We start from the raw sequence: 15,723 nt of genomic DNA on the forward strand, positions 1-15,723 counted from the left end.
AAACATCCTATCATTTTAAAATAAGAACCGCAATTTAAAATTAACAACAGAATCTGTCGTCAGTCCGTTCATGTATGCGCGCTGCCCTTTCCAGCGACCCGGAACACCCACTGGACTCCATCCGGCAGATATTTCCTATATAATATAAGCATTTTTTGACATTTGGGAAAAACTATGCTACTTTTAGTTAGTAATGACTAACCAAAAGAATGCATAAGGAGATGGTCTGATGACACCGGAAGAATATAAGAAACTTTCCATCAAAGAATTTACTGAGGCAGCCAAAGTCTATGACAGCGGACACGCCGGTATTTATGAAATGTGCAAGGATGATTATCCTCCGATCCTGGCAGAACTGGAAAAGGAGGCATTTACAGATGTCCTCGATTGCGGTTGCGGCACCGGTCCCATGCTCGAACTGCTCCATGACAAATACCCGGACAAACACTATGTCGGACTGGATCTTACGCCTGAGATGATCCATGTCGCACAGGCAAAAAATCTCTCCAACACGGAGTTTCTGGTCGGCGACAGTGAAAATCTGCCTTTTGATGAAGGAACTTTTGATGCGATCATCTGCTCCAATAGCTTCCATCATTACCCGAACCCGCAGAACTTTTTCAGCAGCGCCTACCGCGTCCTGCGCAGGGGCGGTCGCCTGATCTTGCGGGACTATACTTCCTCTGATTTTGTGGTCTGGCTCATGAACCATATCGAAATGCCTTTGGCAAATCTGTGCGGACATGGCGATGTGAAAATCCTCAAGGCTACCGAATTTACCGCTATGGCTGAAAACGCCGGTTTTACGGTTCTTACCATGGAAAAACAAAAAGGCTTCCGCGCTCACTTAGTCGCACGCAAAATGAAACGCATTGACTTTGAAACGGAACCATAACTAGGAACCGCGGGCTTTATCACCATGCTCTGTACCGTGTTACCGGAACTCAAAAAGATGGAAAAATCACAAAGGCAGTTCTAAATACTTTCTTCCGCTATCATAGGCTGCCCCCAGTTTCTCATAAAAAGCGAGCGATGGCGTATTCCAATCCAGACAGGACCACTCCATCCTGCTATAGCCCTCCGCCTTTGCTCTCTTTGCGACCGCATCAAAAAAGTATCTGCCAAATCCATGCTTACGGTATTCTGCCTTGATATAAAGATCTTCTAAATGTATGCCGCCACAGGCAGCAAAGGATCCAAAGACCGGATAATAGATGGCATAGCCGATGACCTTTTTCTCATATTCCAAGAGCAGGATCGTCGCGATCTTTCGCTCAAAAAGCCAGTAAGACAAGGATTCCTGTGTCCCCGTCATATCTTCCGGGCGCTTTTCATATTTTGCCATCTCCCGGATCAGTTCCTGCACCAGAGCGATCTCATCCGCCCGTGCTTCACGGATTTCCAGTGTATCATTCATGTTAATTCTCCTTAAACCTCTTCATCATTTCATTAGTCAGGCTGAACTCGCCCGGCTGCAAGACAATGTCCTCTCTTTGCACCCACTCGGCGTACTTTAATTCCTCAGGATCCATGGTGATTCTGTCGTCTCCGTCCACATCACAGTAAAAGCCAAGCAGGATATCATTGGCGGTTCCCCACGGCTGCGACTTATAGTAGCGGATATTTTTGACCCGGATGCCTGCTTCTTCCATCACTTCTCTTTGCACGGTTTCCTCCATGGTCTCGCCGATCTCCGTAAAGCCCGCGATCAGGGCATTGTAGCGAAAGCCGGTTCGGTAGCGGGTAATGAGCAATTTGTCTCCATTGGTCACCCCAACGATCACCGCCGGCATAATGCGCGGATAGGCGGTGTAGTGGCAGGCAGGACAGACCATGGCTCTCTCCGTTTTGGAATGTTGCATCTCATGCCCGCATCTTCCACAAAATTTCGTGTCCCGATACCAGTCTGCCAGATGCTTGCCGGTCACTGCTGCAAAAAGTGCCTCGTCCGGTCCTATGCCCTCTTTTCGCAGACTCTTTTCATCCACATAGGCATAGCCCTCCGGTATGTCTTTTTGCTCCAAAAGATGGTCGCACAGAAAATACCTGCTATCATCTATGGCAAAGAGATAGCGAATGTCAGCAACATACTCGTCTGCCAGATCCTTGACTCTTGGAAACCGCAACTCGTTTTCCTCAAAACAAGTCTCCTCCACTAAGATCCTGCCATTTACAATGCAAAGCAGCGTATCTTCCTTTTTCGTCTGTACGCCCGGATCATAATGGTTGTTTAATTGATGTGGGTAAATATCCTGTATCATAAATTCTCCGATCTTATGCTATTTTAAATACCTGCAAGAGCAAAAGCCATGCCAAACCATAGTAAGTCACTACTGCCACCAGGTCATTGACCGTCGTGATGAGCGGACCGGATGCCACTGCCGGATCCACTTTGATCTTGTGAAAAAGGATCGGCACCAGCGTTCCCACCAGACTGGAAATCACGATCGCTACGATCAGTGCGATACCAACACAGCCGGAAATGAGCATTGCCATCGCAAACGGATAGCCTTTAAACAGGCTGATGTAAATTCCCAGACAAACCAGAGCCATGATCCCCAGCAAAGACCCATTGCAGAATCCAACTTTCATTTCCTTGCCGATCAGGCGGATCTTATCTTTGCCGCTCAACTGTTCATCCATCAGGACACGAATCGTAACCGCAAGCGACTGCGTGCCGACATTTCCCGCCATGTCAAGGATCAGGGACTGAAAGCAGATCACGACCGGCAGGACGGCGACGACACCCTCAAAGGCTCCGACAACTGTGGATACACCCATACCAAGAAACAAAAGGATGATCAACCATGGCAGACGTTTTTTAATACTCTCTTTGGTGCTCTCGTTTAAGTCTTCCTCTGCGGACAGACCAGCCAGTTTTGCATAGTCCTCGCCCAACTCGTCATCCACAGCCTCGACTACATCCTGCGCCGTGATGATACCAATGATCTTCTTATCCTTATTTAAGACCGGCAGGGAATCCTCCGCATAATCTTTGATCTTTTCGATACTATCGGAGATCTTTTCATGGTCCAGCAGATAGGGATAAGCATAACTGATCAGTGAATCCAGCGCCACGTTTTCCCGCGCAACGATAAGGTCTTTGAGGTCGATCGCACCACAGAAACGCCCCCGGTCATCTACCACATAAAGGGTCGTGATATTATCATTTTCCCCTGCCTGCTGCACCAATTCGTGCATAGCCTGACGGATACTGAGATTTTGTTTGATGCGGATATAATTGGTCGTGATCAGGCTTCCGATCTCATCCTCATCATAGGAATTGATGAGAAGGATATCCATTGTCTTCTCATCATCCAGCATAGGACGGAGTTTGACCTTTACGCTCTCGTCAATGTCTTCCCAGAGATCAACGGCATCATCCGCCTCCATCTCATTGATGATCTCCGCCAGTTTGTCTATGCCGATCTCCTCGATATAAGGTGCCGGATCATCCACATAGGACATGATCTCTGCCAGCCACTTGGCATCCAGCCCGCTGTATAAAAGATTGCGCTCTGCGCGGTTTAGGTATTTCAGACTCTGCGCTATATCATTATCATGATAAGCCCTGAGTTGTTCCCGCATTTCATCCATAGACTTGGATACCCGGATCATAACGGCAATCTCTTTTTCAAAAGTTGGTTCTTTTAATACTTCTTTTCTCATCATAAGCCTCCTTCTTCCCCTAAAAAAGGGCATAAAAAATCCATCGTAACTCAGACGTTACACAAACTAAAGTTGTGATTTCGTTCTGACGATGGATCAAGGCTTATCTTGTATTTCAAAAATGGCGCACCTACAGACATTTGAAATAGCGTGTAAGTCCAGATCCATCATTATATGTACTTGAACTTCGACTATCACAACTGTCCATATGTTTCGCCTCCTTTAACTCATAAACTTTTCCGCGCTGATTATAGCACCATCCCGGACCCAGTTCAAGTTATTTTTCCTTTAGATGAATAAGATTGATTTGTTTATTCCTTTTTTCATAAATAAGAATCTCCTCCAAGTTCCGATTTTAAATTACTTTAGGCTATCGGGATTGCACTTCTTTATCATTTGGCCATGCTCTCCGAAGAGCCACATAGGATATCAAAAAATTTGCAAACCAACCTGCTGGTACAGCAAGCCAGACAAATACAATACCAAAACGAGGTGCACAAATCAAAGCAACCGACAAGCGGATTGCCAGGTTCACCATATTTGCAATAAGGAACGGGCGCATGATTCCAAGACCACGAAGAACCCCATCGGTTGCCATTTTGATTCCCATAAAGATGAAGAAGTAACCGAGCCATCTCATATAACCCTCAGACACCTGATAAGCCAGGGCAGTTCCATCTTTACCAAGGAATAGCGAGGAAATCTGCGTATGCAATGTTTCAATGACTATAAAAGCAAGAACTGCAAAACATACATCTAACACCAGTGCAGCGTGATATCCTTTTTTGATCCGATCCATTTTCTTTGCGCCAAGATTCTGGGAAACATATGGGGAAACCGCATTGCCAATGGATACAAAAATCAATGAAAAAACATTCTCTACCCGCATCGTCGCCGCATACCCCGCAAGTGCCTGTGTACCGAAAGGATTTACGACAGCCTGTACGATCATCATACCGATGGACACGGTAGACTGCTGAAGAACCGAAGGTACAGCAATTTGAAGCATGGAATGTAGCTCCCGCCTGTCGAACCAATCAAAGCGACTTTTATATCGATGCATCCGGCTAAGGAAAAGGAATAGTGAAAACACCGCCGAAATCCCCTGTGCTATAAGAGTTGCAAGGGCTGCACCAAACACACCGAGACCAAGTCCGGCCACCATCCAAAGATCCATAAAAATATTTAAGATTGACGAGAATACCAGAAGTCCCAGTGGAATTTTTGATTCACCAATGGAAGTAAACATGTTGGAAAGAATGTTATACATAAACAGGAACGGAAAGCCCACAAAATAAACCCGTAGATATAACACTGCCTCATTCAGTATATCGCCAGGGGTTTGTAATGCCCTCATCATCGAGTGTGAAAAACAAAAGCCAAAAACACCAAGAACTATGCTTAGAATTAAAAAGCTAAACAAGGACGTTGACACGATGGTCTTCATTTTTCCATACTCCCTGGCACCGAAATAACGGCTCACGAGCACACCGGCTCCGACACCTGCCCCCAGTGCCACACAAATGAAAACATTGGTCAGCGCTGCACAGGCCCCGACAGCTGCAAGTGCAGAGGAGCCAACAAATTGGCCGACGATGATAGAGTCAGCCATATTGTATATTTGCTGAAAAAAACTGCCCAAAATCATTGGCATTGCAAAAACCGTCAACGCTTTGAGAGGCATATCTGTGATCAGATATTCATCTTTTGACATTATCATATTCCTCCACAGCCTTTATAATTTCACTTATTCTTTCCTTCATCAGAATTTATTCTATGTTTTCAAAATGCACGTATTTCTTACTCTGATATCGGTAAAGAAACCGGTATTTCCAGAGTGGCAGTAAAAGCCCGAATTCAGGCTCTGGAGAAAAAAGGCATAATTGAAGAATATACAACTATAATAAACCCTCAAAAGATCAGCGGTGCTGTTTCATGCTATTTTGAAATCGAGACAAAACCAGACCATCTGTCGCAGGTGACAGATATATTACATAACAATGATACCGTCACGCAGATTTACCGTGTCACAGGAAGAGACCAGCTGCAGCTGCAATACGATCTTATCACGTATTAAAGATATTAAAGGATTACGGCTATAGAAGTCAGAACAAGACACATATTTAGCTGCAAATACTTAATCAACTCATACGTTAATGCTGAAATTCCGCCTTAACTTATACACGTTTGTAAATAATGGGATCATCGTATCCAAAAGTCCGCTTTCCATTAACTTCCATAATTTCAGATACTTCCAAACAACTATCAGAAAACTTTTCCCAAAGCTTAAATGTCATTACTGGTGAAAACTGACTTGTGCTACCTCCCTCCCAGATGCCATCATTTTCATGATAAAGTGCCGGCTTAAACTTTTTAGATTTTTTCAGTTCACTATAATCAACATTTTTCATAGAATCATATGAAAATGTATTTTTGTCTTCTCCTTCCGGAATCTTATAGGAGGAAAGTAAAATTCCATCTTCATTTTCTGTAATAAGGAAAAGGTGCGGTGATGCATGACGGTTACCATTTGTCTCATAGTAACTTTCTTCAACAATAAATTTTCCATTGAAATCTTGAGGAATATTATTTATTTTGTCATTGCAGACTGTATTTACATGCTCAGCATAAGGATATATTTTTCCTGTTGCCTGCATCATACTAAACTGCTCTTTATTATCAAAATGTCCCGTCATCATACCAATAAAATTATCAAGTTTCATCATTTTATTTTACCTCCATAAATACCGATTGAACTTTCCCTTATTGTTTCCCTTGTGTTATATCGTCCCACCAGTGTTTACGAACTCTGATAAGGGAAAATACAAGGGCACAAGATGTCCGGTGGACATCTGCTCTGTGCCGACCGAAGCGGCAGCGGAGACCAAGAAAAATCTATAAAACAGTATAACACAAAATAAAAGTGACATGGTGAACTGATTGAAATACTTCTGATTTTTGTAGCAAATAATTGATTGAACGATAAGGAGATAAGATACGATGAGAACAATATTTGCAGAAAAGAATTTGAGAACCACACCTGGATCAGATTGTGCATTAAACACACTTGCCATTGATGAACCACTAGAATATGCGAGAATGTATCTTGATGGGAATTTACAGATGTGGGTAGATGCAGAAGATTCCTTGACATTATAGTAATGTTCAAAAAAGCTCTCTGTGCAATGCACAGGAGCTTTTTATATGTAGACCTCTATTTATTTGTGCTGTCTGCATCAATTACAGACTGAATCTGCTTCATAAGGGCATCATAGTTGTCCTTGTTATCAATTCCGCCGAGCATTGGTTCGCCTACAATATTGCCATTTCTGTCAACAAGTATAGTTGTTGGAAAGGCCATGATTTCTGAGGCATATTTACCGGCAGCACTAGAGGAGTCAATTGACAGATTACGATATTTGACACCCTGGCTTTCAAGAACAGAGGCAGCCTCTTTGATAGCTTTTTTATTGCCATCGAAGGTCTCAGTGTTGATGCCGACAACTTCTCCGCCCATTGATTTGATAGCATCATTTAATTCGTTAAGCTTGGATAATTCAGCGACACATGGTTTGCAGCCGGTAAACCAGAAATTGACGACTGTTACTGCATTACCGGAAAACAGGCTGTCATCAACCTTATTGCCATCAAAATCCTCACCGGAAAAATCCCTGAATACAGATGAGGCTTTAGAGCTGTCCTTCTTGTTATCGTCTGATGATGTATTTTTGTTTTCAAGCTCTGCTATCTGTTCCTCGATTTTTCGTATGGTTTCAATATCCTCATTAAGTGTTTTAAGCTCATCGTCTGTGAATGAATTCTTGTTTGATTCTACGGTACCGGCAAGATAATCAGCATAATTTCCGTTTGGGTCGGCATCACTTTTGTTCATCATGCCAAATACCTTGTTCCACACATCAGCGTGATCTGCAAAAAGTTGATTTTCCTGCTGATATAAATCATCAAGCTTGGAATCTGATTTGCCGGATGCTTCTGAGCCGGCTTCAGTCTGAGTGTTCTTAGAATCTGTTGTGGAAGCTTGCTTTACGCCACATGCTGTAAGTGATAATGCTATGCAGAGTGTAAAAATAGAAATAAATGATAATTTGTTTTTCATGAGTAATTTCTCCTTTAAAATAATAGTAAAATGTTTAATAGTTATCTGTTGTCATTTTTTTGACATGATTTTCCCATAAACCGGTAGCAGATGGCGTCCTTCGGACAGGCCTTTATGCAGGCACCGCAGCGTATGCACTCGGGGTGATCCGGTGTCTTACACACATCCACATCCATCTTACATGCCTTTGAGCATTGACCGCATCCGACACATTTACTGCTATCAACGGTGATTTTGAGCAGGCTGACCTTATTAAATAATGAGTAGATTGCTCCAAGCGGACAAATCCATTTACAGAAGGGCCTGTAAAATAAGATACTTAGTACAATCACTGCAATTAAAATCATACACTTGAAAGAAAAAAGCTTTCCCAGCGCAGAACGGATAGCAGCATTTCCAATAGATAACGGTATAGCACCCTCTAAAACACCCTGAGGACAGATATATTTGCAGAAGAACGGGTCTCCCATTCCTATAGAGTTCGTTACAAGCATCGGAAGAAGTATAACGAAAACAATAAGAATGACATATTTTAGGTACCTAAGAGGCTTTAGTTTGGCTGTGGATAATTTCTTCCCGGGGATTTTATGAAGTAAATCCTGAAACCATCCAAATGGGCACAAAAAACCACATATAAATCTGCCGAGAGTTACACCGAGTAAAATAAAAAATCCGGTTATGTAGTATGAAAACTTAAATTTGGATGATCCGACAACTGCCTGAAATGCCCCTATTGGACAGGCTCCTGTCGCGGCCGGGCAGGAGTAGCAGTTTAATCCGGGTACGCATACGGTTTTTGCATTGCCCTGATATATTTTACCCTGAAATAAATTTGGAATATGAATATTGGTCAGCAGCGTTGCTACGGCCTGTATCCAGCCACGTATTTTTGCCAGTTTTCTTGATAGTAATTTCTTTTCCTTATCCAATTCCGACACACTCCAGACATAGTTTTATTGCTTTACCAAGCACTGTAGCCGCCTCACCTCTGACTGCACCATAGCTTATCATGGATACACCAAGGATAAGCAGAATGATTTGACATGTTTTTTGGTATTTCAACATAATGTTGCTCCTTTTTGTCGTATTGTTGACCAGCTGATTTTGGTATTATACAATATAGGTTGTAAAATTATTGTTAAGAAGCAGGAGAACATTTTGAGATTATTAATTGTTGAGGATGAGAAACAAATATGTGATATGGTTGCAAAGAGTCTGTATGCTGCCGGTTATGAGGTGGATACCTGTTATGATGGGAAAGAGGCTCTTGAATGTATACTGTCGGAGAATTATGATCTGATAGTTTTGGATTTGAATCTGCCGGGGATGGATGGCATGGAGCTTCTTAAGGAGCTTAGAAAATACAATGATGAAACTAAGGTTTTGATATTATCTGCAAGAGGTCAGATTGCTGATAAGGTAGAGGGACTGGATGCAGGAGCAAATGATTACATGGAAAAACCATTCCATCTGCAGGAGCTTGAGGCACGTATCAGAAGCCTGACAAGAAGGAAATTTGTACAGAATGATATATGTCTTAAATGCGGAGAAATAAAGTTTGATACGATTAAACGCGAGGCATATGCAAAGGAAGAGCCGGTTCCACTGACAAGAAAAGAGAATGGTATTTTGGAATATTTACTTATCAATATAGGCAGGCCGGTGAGTCAGGAGGAGCTGATAGAGCATGTGTGGGATGCCACGGCAGACAGCTTTAGCGGAGCAATCAGGGTACATATGTCTTCACTTAGAAAAAAGCTTAAGGCGAAGCTGGGATATGATCCCATTCAGAACAAGGTAGGTGAAGGCTATAAAATACGGGAGGAGTCTGACAGATGAAAAGAATGTCGCTACAGTGGAGACTTACGTGCATTACTACATTGTGTATCGCTATTATATGTGGCTGCCTGACTATGTTTGTCTATAAAAATGGTGTGCATTACATTGATTCTCTGCAGGATGTGGTAGAGTCACAGGGGGATGAAAAAGGAAACAAATCAGATGAAATATTTATCAGCATACCGGACGATAAGTGGGATGAGTTTGCGGATGAATTTTCGTTTCAGGTGTACAATAATAAGGCCGACTATAAAAGAAACAGTCTGATAATCACGGTTTTGCTGGCGCTTTTGGGAGGTGTCGTCACTTATTTTATAAGCGGGCATGCACTCAGACCAATCAGGGAGTTTTCAGATAAAATTGAAGAGGTACAGGCTCAGAATCTGTCTGATTCAAGAATAGAGGAAAACAATGTTAAGGAACTGAACCAGTTGGGTATTTCTTATAATAAGATGCTTGAGCGTCTATCGGAAGCATTTGAGATACAGAGACAGTTTACTGCAAATGCAGCACATGAGTTGCGTACTCCATTAGCGTTAATGCAGGTACAGCTTGATTCATATAATTCTGCCTCTCACCCGGGAAATGATGCAGACACTTTGCAGACCATAAAAATGGTTACGGAACAAAATGATAAATTAAACAGGATGGTAAAGACTCTTCTTGACATGAGTGAGCTTCAGACGGTGGGAAGGGATGATAAAATTATATTGGATGCCATTGTTGAAGAGGTTTTGGCAGACCTTGAGCCTCTTGCCGTGGAAAAGAATATAAAACTGATTGGAAAATGTGAGGATGCCACTATGATAGGCAGTGATATCCTTATTTACAGGCTTGTATACAATCTGGTTGAGAATGCCATCAAATATAATCATCCGCTCGGACAGGTTACAGTAACCGCATATCAGAGAAACAAGCATGTTTGTCTGTCTGTAGAAGATACGGGAAGCGGAATACCAAAGGAGCTTATGGAGAGAGTGTTCGAACCATTCTTCCGTGTGGATAAATCCAGAAGCCGGGAGCTGGGTGGCGTAGGGCTAGGTCTTGCTTTTGTCCGTGAAATCGTTAGAGTACATGATGGCAGTATTTGTATCAAATCAGGCAAGACTGGGGGAACGATTTTCGAGGTGACTTTTGCACAGCATTCAATGTAGCGTTCCATTTGCCCCATTTACAACTAATATTTTTCCACCTATGTTCACGACAACATATGAATGGCAGAAGGAAAGTTCAGGAAATCTCTCCACAAATTCCGATTTATTTCAGTTGCAAAAAATAGCTTTCATGATTTCTTCTTCATTGTCTCTGGTAAATTTGCTTAATTCATAAGATCGGATCCTCTGGTTGACCAGTATGGGAACTACAAAACCATTTTTCACCAAAACAGTTAATCTGTTAATAATTGTTTTGTTCGTGACTGACAGTTTCCTGCTGACTTCAATCGGTGTAAATTCCCCTTTATAATCCATGATCAAAAGCCTCAAAAGTTCCTTTTCCTTTCCTTTTAGGAACGATAAACTTGCAGCAACATCTTCCTCATTGGAAGCCATCTGCAGATCACAAACCTTTCCAGAGTATAACTTTACCATCCTCAGAAAATAGTTGATCCAGATTTCCGGATGGGGCGGATTATCTCTTCCGGAATAATATAATGCAGGAAGTCCCATCTGGATGGCTTCGTAATATTCATCGATATCATAGGCAAAATATTCTTCCAACGACCCGATTCCGTTAAATCCGTATCCGTTTAAATCCATAATGTAACCGGAAAGCAATCTTGCGGTTCTGCCATTGCCGTCTTCAAAAGGATGTATGGTTACTAATTGGTAATGTACCACTGCAGCTACGATTAGTGGATGATCGTCTGTCGTATTTACATACGTTACCAATTCGTCCAACAGATCTGGAATATCACAATATTCCGGGGGAATATAATCCGGCCGTCCTGTCTTAGAGTCATATACGGCAAATAACACTCCCGGCGGCATAGGTCCTCTAAGACCGATTTTTTCCTTGGATGCCCCTTTTTCTACCAATTTCTGTACATCTAAAATAAGTTTTTTAGAGAATTTCTCTTTTCTAGTTATCTTTTGTTCCAGAAAATTCAATGCGAGAAAGTAATTCCGGACTTCCTGCTCCGGTTTCAAATAATGCTTTCTTTCATCATTCTCAATCACCTCATCCACCTGTTTTTCTGATAAAGGATTGCCTTCTATCTTATTTGAAGCATAAGTACTTTTTTTCTTTGAGTTCTTACGCAGCTTATTCATAACGGTTTGGGACAGCTTGATCGAAGATACTTTATATCGGTTTTGCTCGATTTCCGTAATATACTTTAATATTTCGTTCGTTAAAGTTACCTTAATCATGAAAAAAAGTCCTCCTTTTCAATATTATTATATTCAAAAGAAAAACTTTTTTCCATTATTATTTCACTATTTTTACACTATTTTTCACTATCTGTAAATCTCATATACAAACTGGAATTTGTCTTTATCTTATTTATCAAAATACTTATCACAGTATTCAAGTGATAGATTGATAAACTCCTGCAATTTATCAATATCATTATACATTCCATGGTTCGATTTTGGAAATTCAACATAATCGTATGGCACACCATTCTCTTTCAATGCATCTATTAAAGGGTATTTAAGTTGAGTCGGCACACAATGGTCGATTAGTCCATACCCCATCAAGGTCGGCACCGAGTTTGCATCCACCAAATATGTAGGCGAAACAGAGTAAATATACGGAAGATACTCTTTTGATGCCATCATTTCATCTGTAATTCTAACCCCTGTCATCATGGTTGCAAAATCCGCATCTGTGGTTATATGGTCTATCGATTTCAGCAAACTCCAATCGGATGGCTCAAATGAAGCAGGACCTGCGAGTTGAAAGACAAACTTTACTGGGATTGCAGAAATGTCAGCATTTTTATATGCATAGTTCATCGCAAGTGTTCCACCTGCTGACACCCCACAGGTAGCCATTTGTGTTAAATCAATTCCAAGCTGCGATGCCTGCTCCTTGATTGCGGCAACACAGCTTAGAATTTCTTCATTCATTAACTCAAGACTGGCGTTGAGTAATTCTTCTTCACTTTTTCCCTTCTTTGATTGCAATGTATAATCAACCGTTGCTGTTACGTATCCTTTTGACGTATAATATTTGCACCACGCATCGCCATCTTCTTTGCTCCCGGAATTAAAACTTCCTCCGTGTATATAAAGAATCAGGCATTTTGACTCTGGCGTATCAAGATTTTTCGGCACATATAAATCATATTTGTGGTCGCTCGGATTTTCATAATCAAGATTTTCATACACACATCCTACTGTATCATTCCATTCAACTTGGATAAGCTTCATCGGTAAAGACCCAAGACGTTGAATGTTGATGAGCATACCCACAATAAAGGATACAACAAACAGAAATATCAACATACCTATTTTACGATTTTTATTTGTACTGAACATGACATTTCTCCTTATATGATGTGGTCTAAAACAAGTTTTCCGGTAATACCACCAAGTATTACACCGGCGATAATAACTCCACAACTAAGGAGAACCCATGCTAAAATTTGTTTCTGTTTTGTATTCATACTTATTTATCTCCTCAATTTCAGATTGTCATTTCTGCAATACTATCACTTAATTGTCATCAAGTTTCTTTGACAAATTCCGATTTATACCCCTAACTCCCGCCACAATCGTACTACTCTCGTAACCATCTGCAAATATCAACGACTTGCACCCCCTGATAGTCATAAGTTTCATGATGTGTTCTTGCAATGATCATCATTTAGTGGCTCCTCTAATGACTGCAAGTAGGCAACAAACTCTTGCAGCAAGACTGATTTACCGCTTCGTCTGATACCCGTGATAACTTTTATGTCTGGTGTTCCATACAATTCGATCAACTCTTCTAAATACTTTTTTCTTACGATAAGTTGCATGGCGCCATCTCCTATTCCCACTTTTTAAAAAATATTCATTTTCAGGTAGCGAGTATCCACAAAAGTATCATCCTGTTTGAACGTGTAATCAAGGATTGACGGATACTGCTTTCCACTTGCCTTGTCGGTATATTGTTTTTCAACTTTACACTCAACATTATTGTGACTTTCAAAAATGAAATTTCCGTTATTATCCTGAATGAAAATAATCGGGAATCTTTTTGTGCCGTATTCCTCGTTTGTAAAGAAATCAAACAAAAGAAGCGAGCAGTCATCATAGCTTTGTCTTGCCCATATCCGATGATTCCAATATTTATGAAAATTAATGCTGCCCCACTGATGGTCATGATAGCCCATTCCGGTAATACTTTTTGTTTTGCCCTCAACAGTAACCGTTCCGCTTACTTTGCCCCTCGGAACAACACAAAGCCAGGTATAGTATTTGTCGGGAGTACCGAATTGAAAATACGAAGTTCCAGGTCGGTAAGTTATCAAGACATAGAATACACCAAACAGAAAACTGGTGCACAGAGCGTGCTATCATTTTACCATCAAACTCTGATTTACTTCTTATCCTACAAATATTACTTTCACTTTTTGCTTGTTTTCGGTTTATAATCCTTCATCTCTGGAATCGCCCCACCTGACACCGCCCACAAATACAGGCTTGCAACGCTGCAATAGGGACTAAAACGCCGACGATATTTCTCAAATAATTTGCGGTCAATCTTACGATGATGGTAGACCATCCGCAATCCACGCTGGATCGCAAGATCATCATAACTAAAAATATCTGGACGCTGCATACAAAAGAGCAAGATCATCTCCGCGGTCCAGACGCCAATACCTTTTAAACCGCTCAATTCCCGGATAGCCTCCTCATCCGACATTTGCCAGACTGCATCCAGATTGCAAGTCCCATTATGAACTTTTTCTGCAAAATCCGTGATATACTCCGCTTTTCGGAAGGTCATGCCATAAGACTGCAATTTGGAAATATCCGTCGCCAGAATCGTTTCCGCATTTACTTCTCCCAGACCTTGCTGCATCCGCTGCCAGATGGTTGCCTGTGCTTTTGTGGATATCTGCTGCCCGATAATATGATGAATGACCGAAGAAAACAGGTCTGTATCCGTTTCTCTTTCGATCATACCAATCTTCTCAATCACTTCCGCAAGTTTTTCATCCTTACTTTTGAGATATGAAATTTCATTTTCTCCATATGCAAAATACATATCCCACCTCCGTGCTTTTTGTTGTACTTTCTTTCCACACCGACATCCTACCAACTTACAAACAGCATACTGCTTTCCCCAGTCACCCTCATTGCATTTCTTTTATTCTCTGCTTTAAGACTTTGTATTTCTTGAATCGTCTCCCACATACCAGTAATCGCAGACTTCCCCTCCGCCTGCCAACGTATGCTCTCTATGTAATGTAAAGTGCATGAGTTTCGCTGTGAGGAAATCCACATCACACATGACCGGCAAAACCTCCAGATAGCCTTCTTTCCTAGCAAAATTATTGAGCGGACATTGCGTGAAATGATAGTAAAATCCCTCTTGATGCTTTGTATCATCAATATGGAAATCCCAGGAAACATCCTTGTATTCCGGGTGCTCGTCCAGCCATGCCGCATCTTTTTCTATCATCTTACGGAACTTTCTGACACCGCTTTCCTTATTTCCATTCACAAATAAACCTACTATTTTCAGCACAGGCATAGACAGAATAGCCATACACATTTCCCGCAGATCACTGACGGATATTTTCCCATCGGCAGCCTTCCAGATCGCCAAAACGACCAGACATTCATAGATATTGGATGCCATAGGATTGTCCTCGCCCACATCATCTACACGATCCAGCATATCCCGATATACACCATCCGCCTTTGCTATCAGCGCTTTCGTATATTCCTTCCCATATCGCTTATTGAGTTCCTTTTTCATAAGAGGGATCAATAATTTCCAATATTTATCCGTGTACGCCATCATAGGTCAACCCTTCCTAAAATACATTTTTCGCTATTTTTTACGGGTAATGCGAAATGTCATTTCCACCATAGTAATCATATATATTTTGCGGTATGTCCTGTTGCTCCAAAAATAACGACTTTCTTCATTTCTAAACC

The 15,723-nt window shown here is 41.5% G+C and carries 16 protein-coding genes and 3 pseudogenes; 5 read left to right on the top strand and 14 right to left on the bottom strand.

Translation table 11 applies throughout. From position 1 onward, the window contains the following. Positions 1-229 precede the first annotated feature (229 nt). On the top strand, positions 230-895 hold the full coding sequence (locus DW183_RS03015) for a class I SAM-dependent methyltransferase (protein WP_118280576.1): 666 nt from the start codon (positions 230-232) through the stop codon (positions 893-895). Positions 896-961: 66 nt separating this feature from the next. Here the strand turns inward: DW183_RS03015 and DW183_RS03020 are convergent, their stop codons facing one another. The 4 genes from DW183_RS03020 to DW183_RS03035 form a co-directional block, all read right to left on the bottom strand. Then, positions 962-1,417 (bottom strand): GNAT family N-acetyltransferase, encoded by a 456-nt coding sequence (locus DW183_RS03020; protein ID WP_118280577.1) that lies wholly within the window; start codon positions 1,415-1,417, stop codon positions 962-964. A 1-nt stretch (position 1,418) separates the two neighbouring features. Beyond that, the gene (nudC, locus tag DW183_RS03025) at positions 1,419-2,261 is read right to left on the bottom strand and encodes an NAD(+) diphosphatase (protein ID WP_118280578.1); all 843 of its coding nucleotides are present in this window, start codon (positions 2,259-2,261) and stop codon (positions 1,419-1,421) included. Positions 2,262-2,274: 13 nt separating this feature from the next. After that, the gene (mgtE, locus tag DW183_RS03030) at positions 2,275-3,669 is read right to left on the bottom strand and encodes a magnesium transporter (RefSeq protein ID WP_186854214.1); all 1,395 of its coding nucleotides are present in this window, start codon (positions 3,667-3,669) and stop codon (positions 2,275-2,277) included. A gap of 370 nt (positions 3,670-4,039) precedes the next feature. Beyond that, positions 4,040-5,383, bottom strand: a complete 1,344-nt coding sequence (locus tag DW183_RS03035; RefSeq protein ID WP_118280580.1) for an MATE family efflux transporter — start codon at positions 5,381-5,383, stop codon at positions 4,040-4,042. A gap of 57 nt (positions 5,384-5,440) precedes the next feature. Here DW183_RS03035 and DW183_RS12845 point away from each other — a divergent pair. Continuing rightward, positions 5,441-5,771 (top strand): annotated as a pseudogene (locus tag DW183_RS12845) (Lrp/AsnC family transcriptional regulator). A gap of 75 nt (positions 5,772-5,846) precedes the next feature. Here the strand turns inward: DW183_RS12845 and DW183_RS03045 are convergent. Continuing rightward, the gene (locus tag DW183_RS03045) at positions 5,847-6,395 is read right to left on the bottom strand and encodes a hypothetical protein (RefSeq protein WP_118280581.1); all 549 of its coding nucleotides are present in this window, start codon (positions 6,393-6,395) and stop codon (positions 5,847-5,849) included. Positions 6,396-6,684: 289 nt separating this feature from the next. On the opposite strand from DW183_RS03045, the pseudogene DW183_RS03055 reads away from it, so the two are divergent. After that, a pseudogene (locus DW183_RS03055) lies at positions 6,685-6,828 on the top strand (DUF6061 family protein); the annotation flags it as partial. 55 nt (positions 6,829-6,883) lie between these two features. Here the strand turns inward: DW183_RS03055 and DW183_RS03060 are convergent. From DW183_RS03060 to DW183_RS12620, 3 genes are read right to left on the bottom strand one after another with little or no spacing between them, the layout of a single operon-like run. Beyond that, a complete protein-coding gene (locus DW183_RS03060) occupies positions 6,884-7,786 on the bottom strand; it encodes a TlpA disulfide reductase family protein (protein ID WP_118280582.1) in 903 nt (300 codons plus the stop codon). A gap of 41 nt (positions 7,787-7,827) precedes the next feature. Next, a complete protein-coding gene (locus DW183_RS03065; RefSeq protein WP_118280583.1) occupies positions 7,828-8,715 on the bottom strand; it encodes a 4Fe-4S binding protein in 888 nt (295 codons plus the stop codon). After that, a complete protein-coding gene (locus DW183_RS12620; RefSeq protein WP_009263530.1) occupies positions 8,708-8,851 on the bottom strand; it encodes a CD1871A family CXXC motif-containing protein in 144 nt (47 codons plus the stop codon). The genes DW183_RS03065 and DW183_RS12620 overlap by 8 nt, the downstream gene beginning before the upstream one ends. A gap of 93 nt (positions 8,852-8,944) precedes the next feature. On the opposite strand from DW183_RS12620, the gene DW183_RS03075 reads away from it, so the two are divergent. After that, positions 8,945-9,625 carry a response regulator transcription factor gene (locus DW183_RS03075; protein WP_022024520.1) on the top strand — a complete coding sequence of 227 codons (681 nt, stop codon included), beginning with the start codon at positions 8,945-8,947 and terminating at the stop codon, positions 9,623-9,625. Further along, positions 9,622-10,779 carry a sensor histidine kinase gene (locus tag DW183_RS03080; RefSeq protein ID WP_118280584.1) on the top strand — a complete coding sequence of 386 codons (1,158 nt, stop codon included), beginning with the start codon at positions 9,622-9,624 and terminating at the stop codon, positions 10,777-10,779. Before DW183_RS03075 ends, DW183_RS03080 begins: the two co-directional genes overlap by 4 nt. A 108-nt stretch (positions 10,780-10,887) precedes the next feature. Here DW183_RS03080 and DW183_RS03085 read toward each other — a convergent pair whose 3' ends face one another. The 6 genes and pseudogenes from DW183_RS03085 to DW183_RS03110 form a co-directional block, all read right to left on the bottom strand. Further along, positions 10,888-11,994: a Fic family protein gene (locus DW183_RS03085; protein WP_118280585.1), complete on the bottom strand. Its 1,107-nt coding sequence runs from the start codon at positions 11,992-11,994 to the stop codon at positions 10,888-10,890. 129 nt (positions 11,995-12,123) lie between these two features. Then, entirely contained in the window at positions 12,124-13,107 is a 984-nt protein-coding gene (locus tag DW183_RS03090) for an alpha/beta hydrolase (protein WP_117801562.1), read from the bottom strand. Between the two features lie 326 nt (positions 13,108-13,433). Continuing rightward, positions 13,434-13,589 (bottom strand): annotated as a pseudogene (locus tag DW183_RS03095) (ATPase); the annotation flags it as partial. Positions 13,590-13,613: 24 nt separating this feature from the next. Further along, positions 13,614-14,084, bottom strand: coding sequence for a carotenoid 1,2-hydratase (locus DW183_RS03100; protein ID WP_147403362.1), 471 nt, complete (start codon positions 14,082-14,084; stop codon positions 13,614-13,616). 95 nt (positions 14,085-14,179) lie between these two features. Further along, entirely contained in the window at positions 14,180-14,824 is a 645-nt protein-coding gene (locus DW183_RS03105) for a DNA-3-methyladenine glycosylase family protein (RefSeq protein ID WP_118280587.1), read from the bottom strand. A gap of 114 nt (positions 14,825-14,938) precedes the next feature. Beyond that, complete coding sequence (locus DW183_RS03110) at positions 14,939-15,586, bottom strand: L-2-amino-thiazoline-4-carboxylic acid hydrolase (RefSeq protein WP_118280588.1); 648 nt, start codon at positions 15,584-15,586, stop codon at positions 14,939-14,941. Positions 15,587-15,723: the final 137 nt, after the last annotated feature.

The sequence above is a fragment of the Roseburia sp. AM16-25 genome, assembly GCF_003473825.1.
In the GTDB taxonomy this organism is placed as follows: Bacteria; Bacillota; Clostridia; order Lachnospirales; family Lachnospiraceae; genus Pararoseburia; species Pararoseburia lenta.

Excerpts from the sequence above, each read along its gene's own strand:
- DW183_RS03015 (WP_118280576.1), top strand. The coding sequence starts at position 230 with ATGACACCGGAAGAATATAAGAAACTTTCCATCAAAGAATTTACTGAG.
- DW183_RS03020 (WP_118280577.1), bottom strand. The coding sequence starts at position 1,417 with ATGAATGATACACTGGAAATCCGTGAAGCACGGGCGGATGAGATCGCT.
- nudC (WP_118280578.1), bottom strand. The coding sequence starts at position 2,261 with ATGATACAGGATATTTACCCACATCAATTAAACAACCATTATGATCCG.
- mgtE (WP_186854214.1), bottom strand. The coding sequence starts at position 3,669 with ATGAGAAAAGAAGTATTAAAAGAACCAACTTTTGAAAAAGAGATTGCC.
- DW183_RS03035 (WP_118280580.1), bottom strand. The coding sequence starts at position 5,383 with ATGTCAAAAGATGAATATCTGATCACAGATATGCCTCTCAAAGCGTTG.
- DW183_RS03045 (WP_118280581.1), bottom strand. The coding sequence starts at position 6,395 with ATGATGAAACTTGATAATTTTATTGGTATGATGACGGGACATTTTGAT.
- DW183_RS03060 (WP_118280582.1), bottom strand. The coding sequence starts at position 7,786 with ATGAAAAACAAATTATCATTTATTTCTATTTTTACACTCTGCATAGCA.
- DW183_RS12620 (WP_009263530.1), bottom strand. The coding sequence starts at position 8,851 with ATGTTGAAATACCAAAAAACATGTCAAATCATTCTGCTTATCCTTGGT.
- DW183_RS03080 (WP_118280584.1), top strand. The coding sequence starts at position 9,622 with ATGAAAAGAATGTCGCTACAGTGGAGACTTACGTGCATTACTACATTG.
- DW183_RS03085 (WP_118280585.1), bottom strand. The coding sequence starts at position 11,994 with ATGATTAAGGTAACTTTAACGAACGAAATATTAAAGTATATTACGGAA.
- DW183_RS03090 (WP_117801562.1), bottom strand. The coding sequence starts at position 13,107 with ATGTTCAGTACAAATAAAAATCGTAAAATAGGTATGTTGATATTTCTG.
- DW183_RS03105 (WP_118280587.1), bottom strand. The coding sequence starts at position 14,824 with ATGTATTTTGCATATGGAGAAAATGAAATTTCATATCTCAAAAGTAAG.
- DW183_RS03110 (WP_118280588.1), bottom strand. The coding sequence starts at position 15,586 with ATGATGGCGTACACGGATAAATATTGGAAATTATTGATCCCTCTTATG.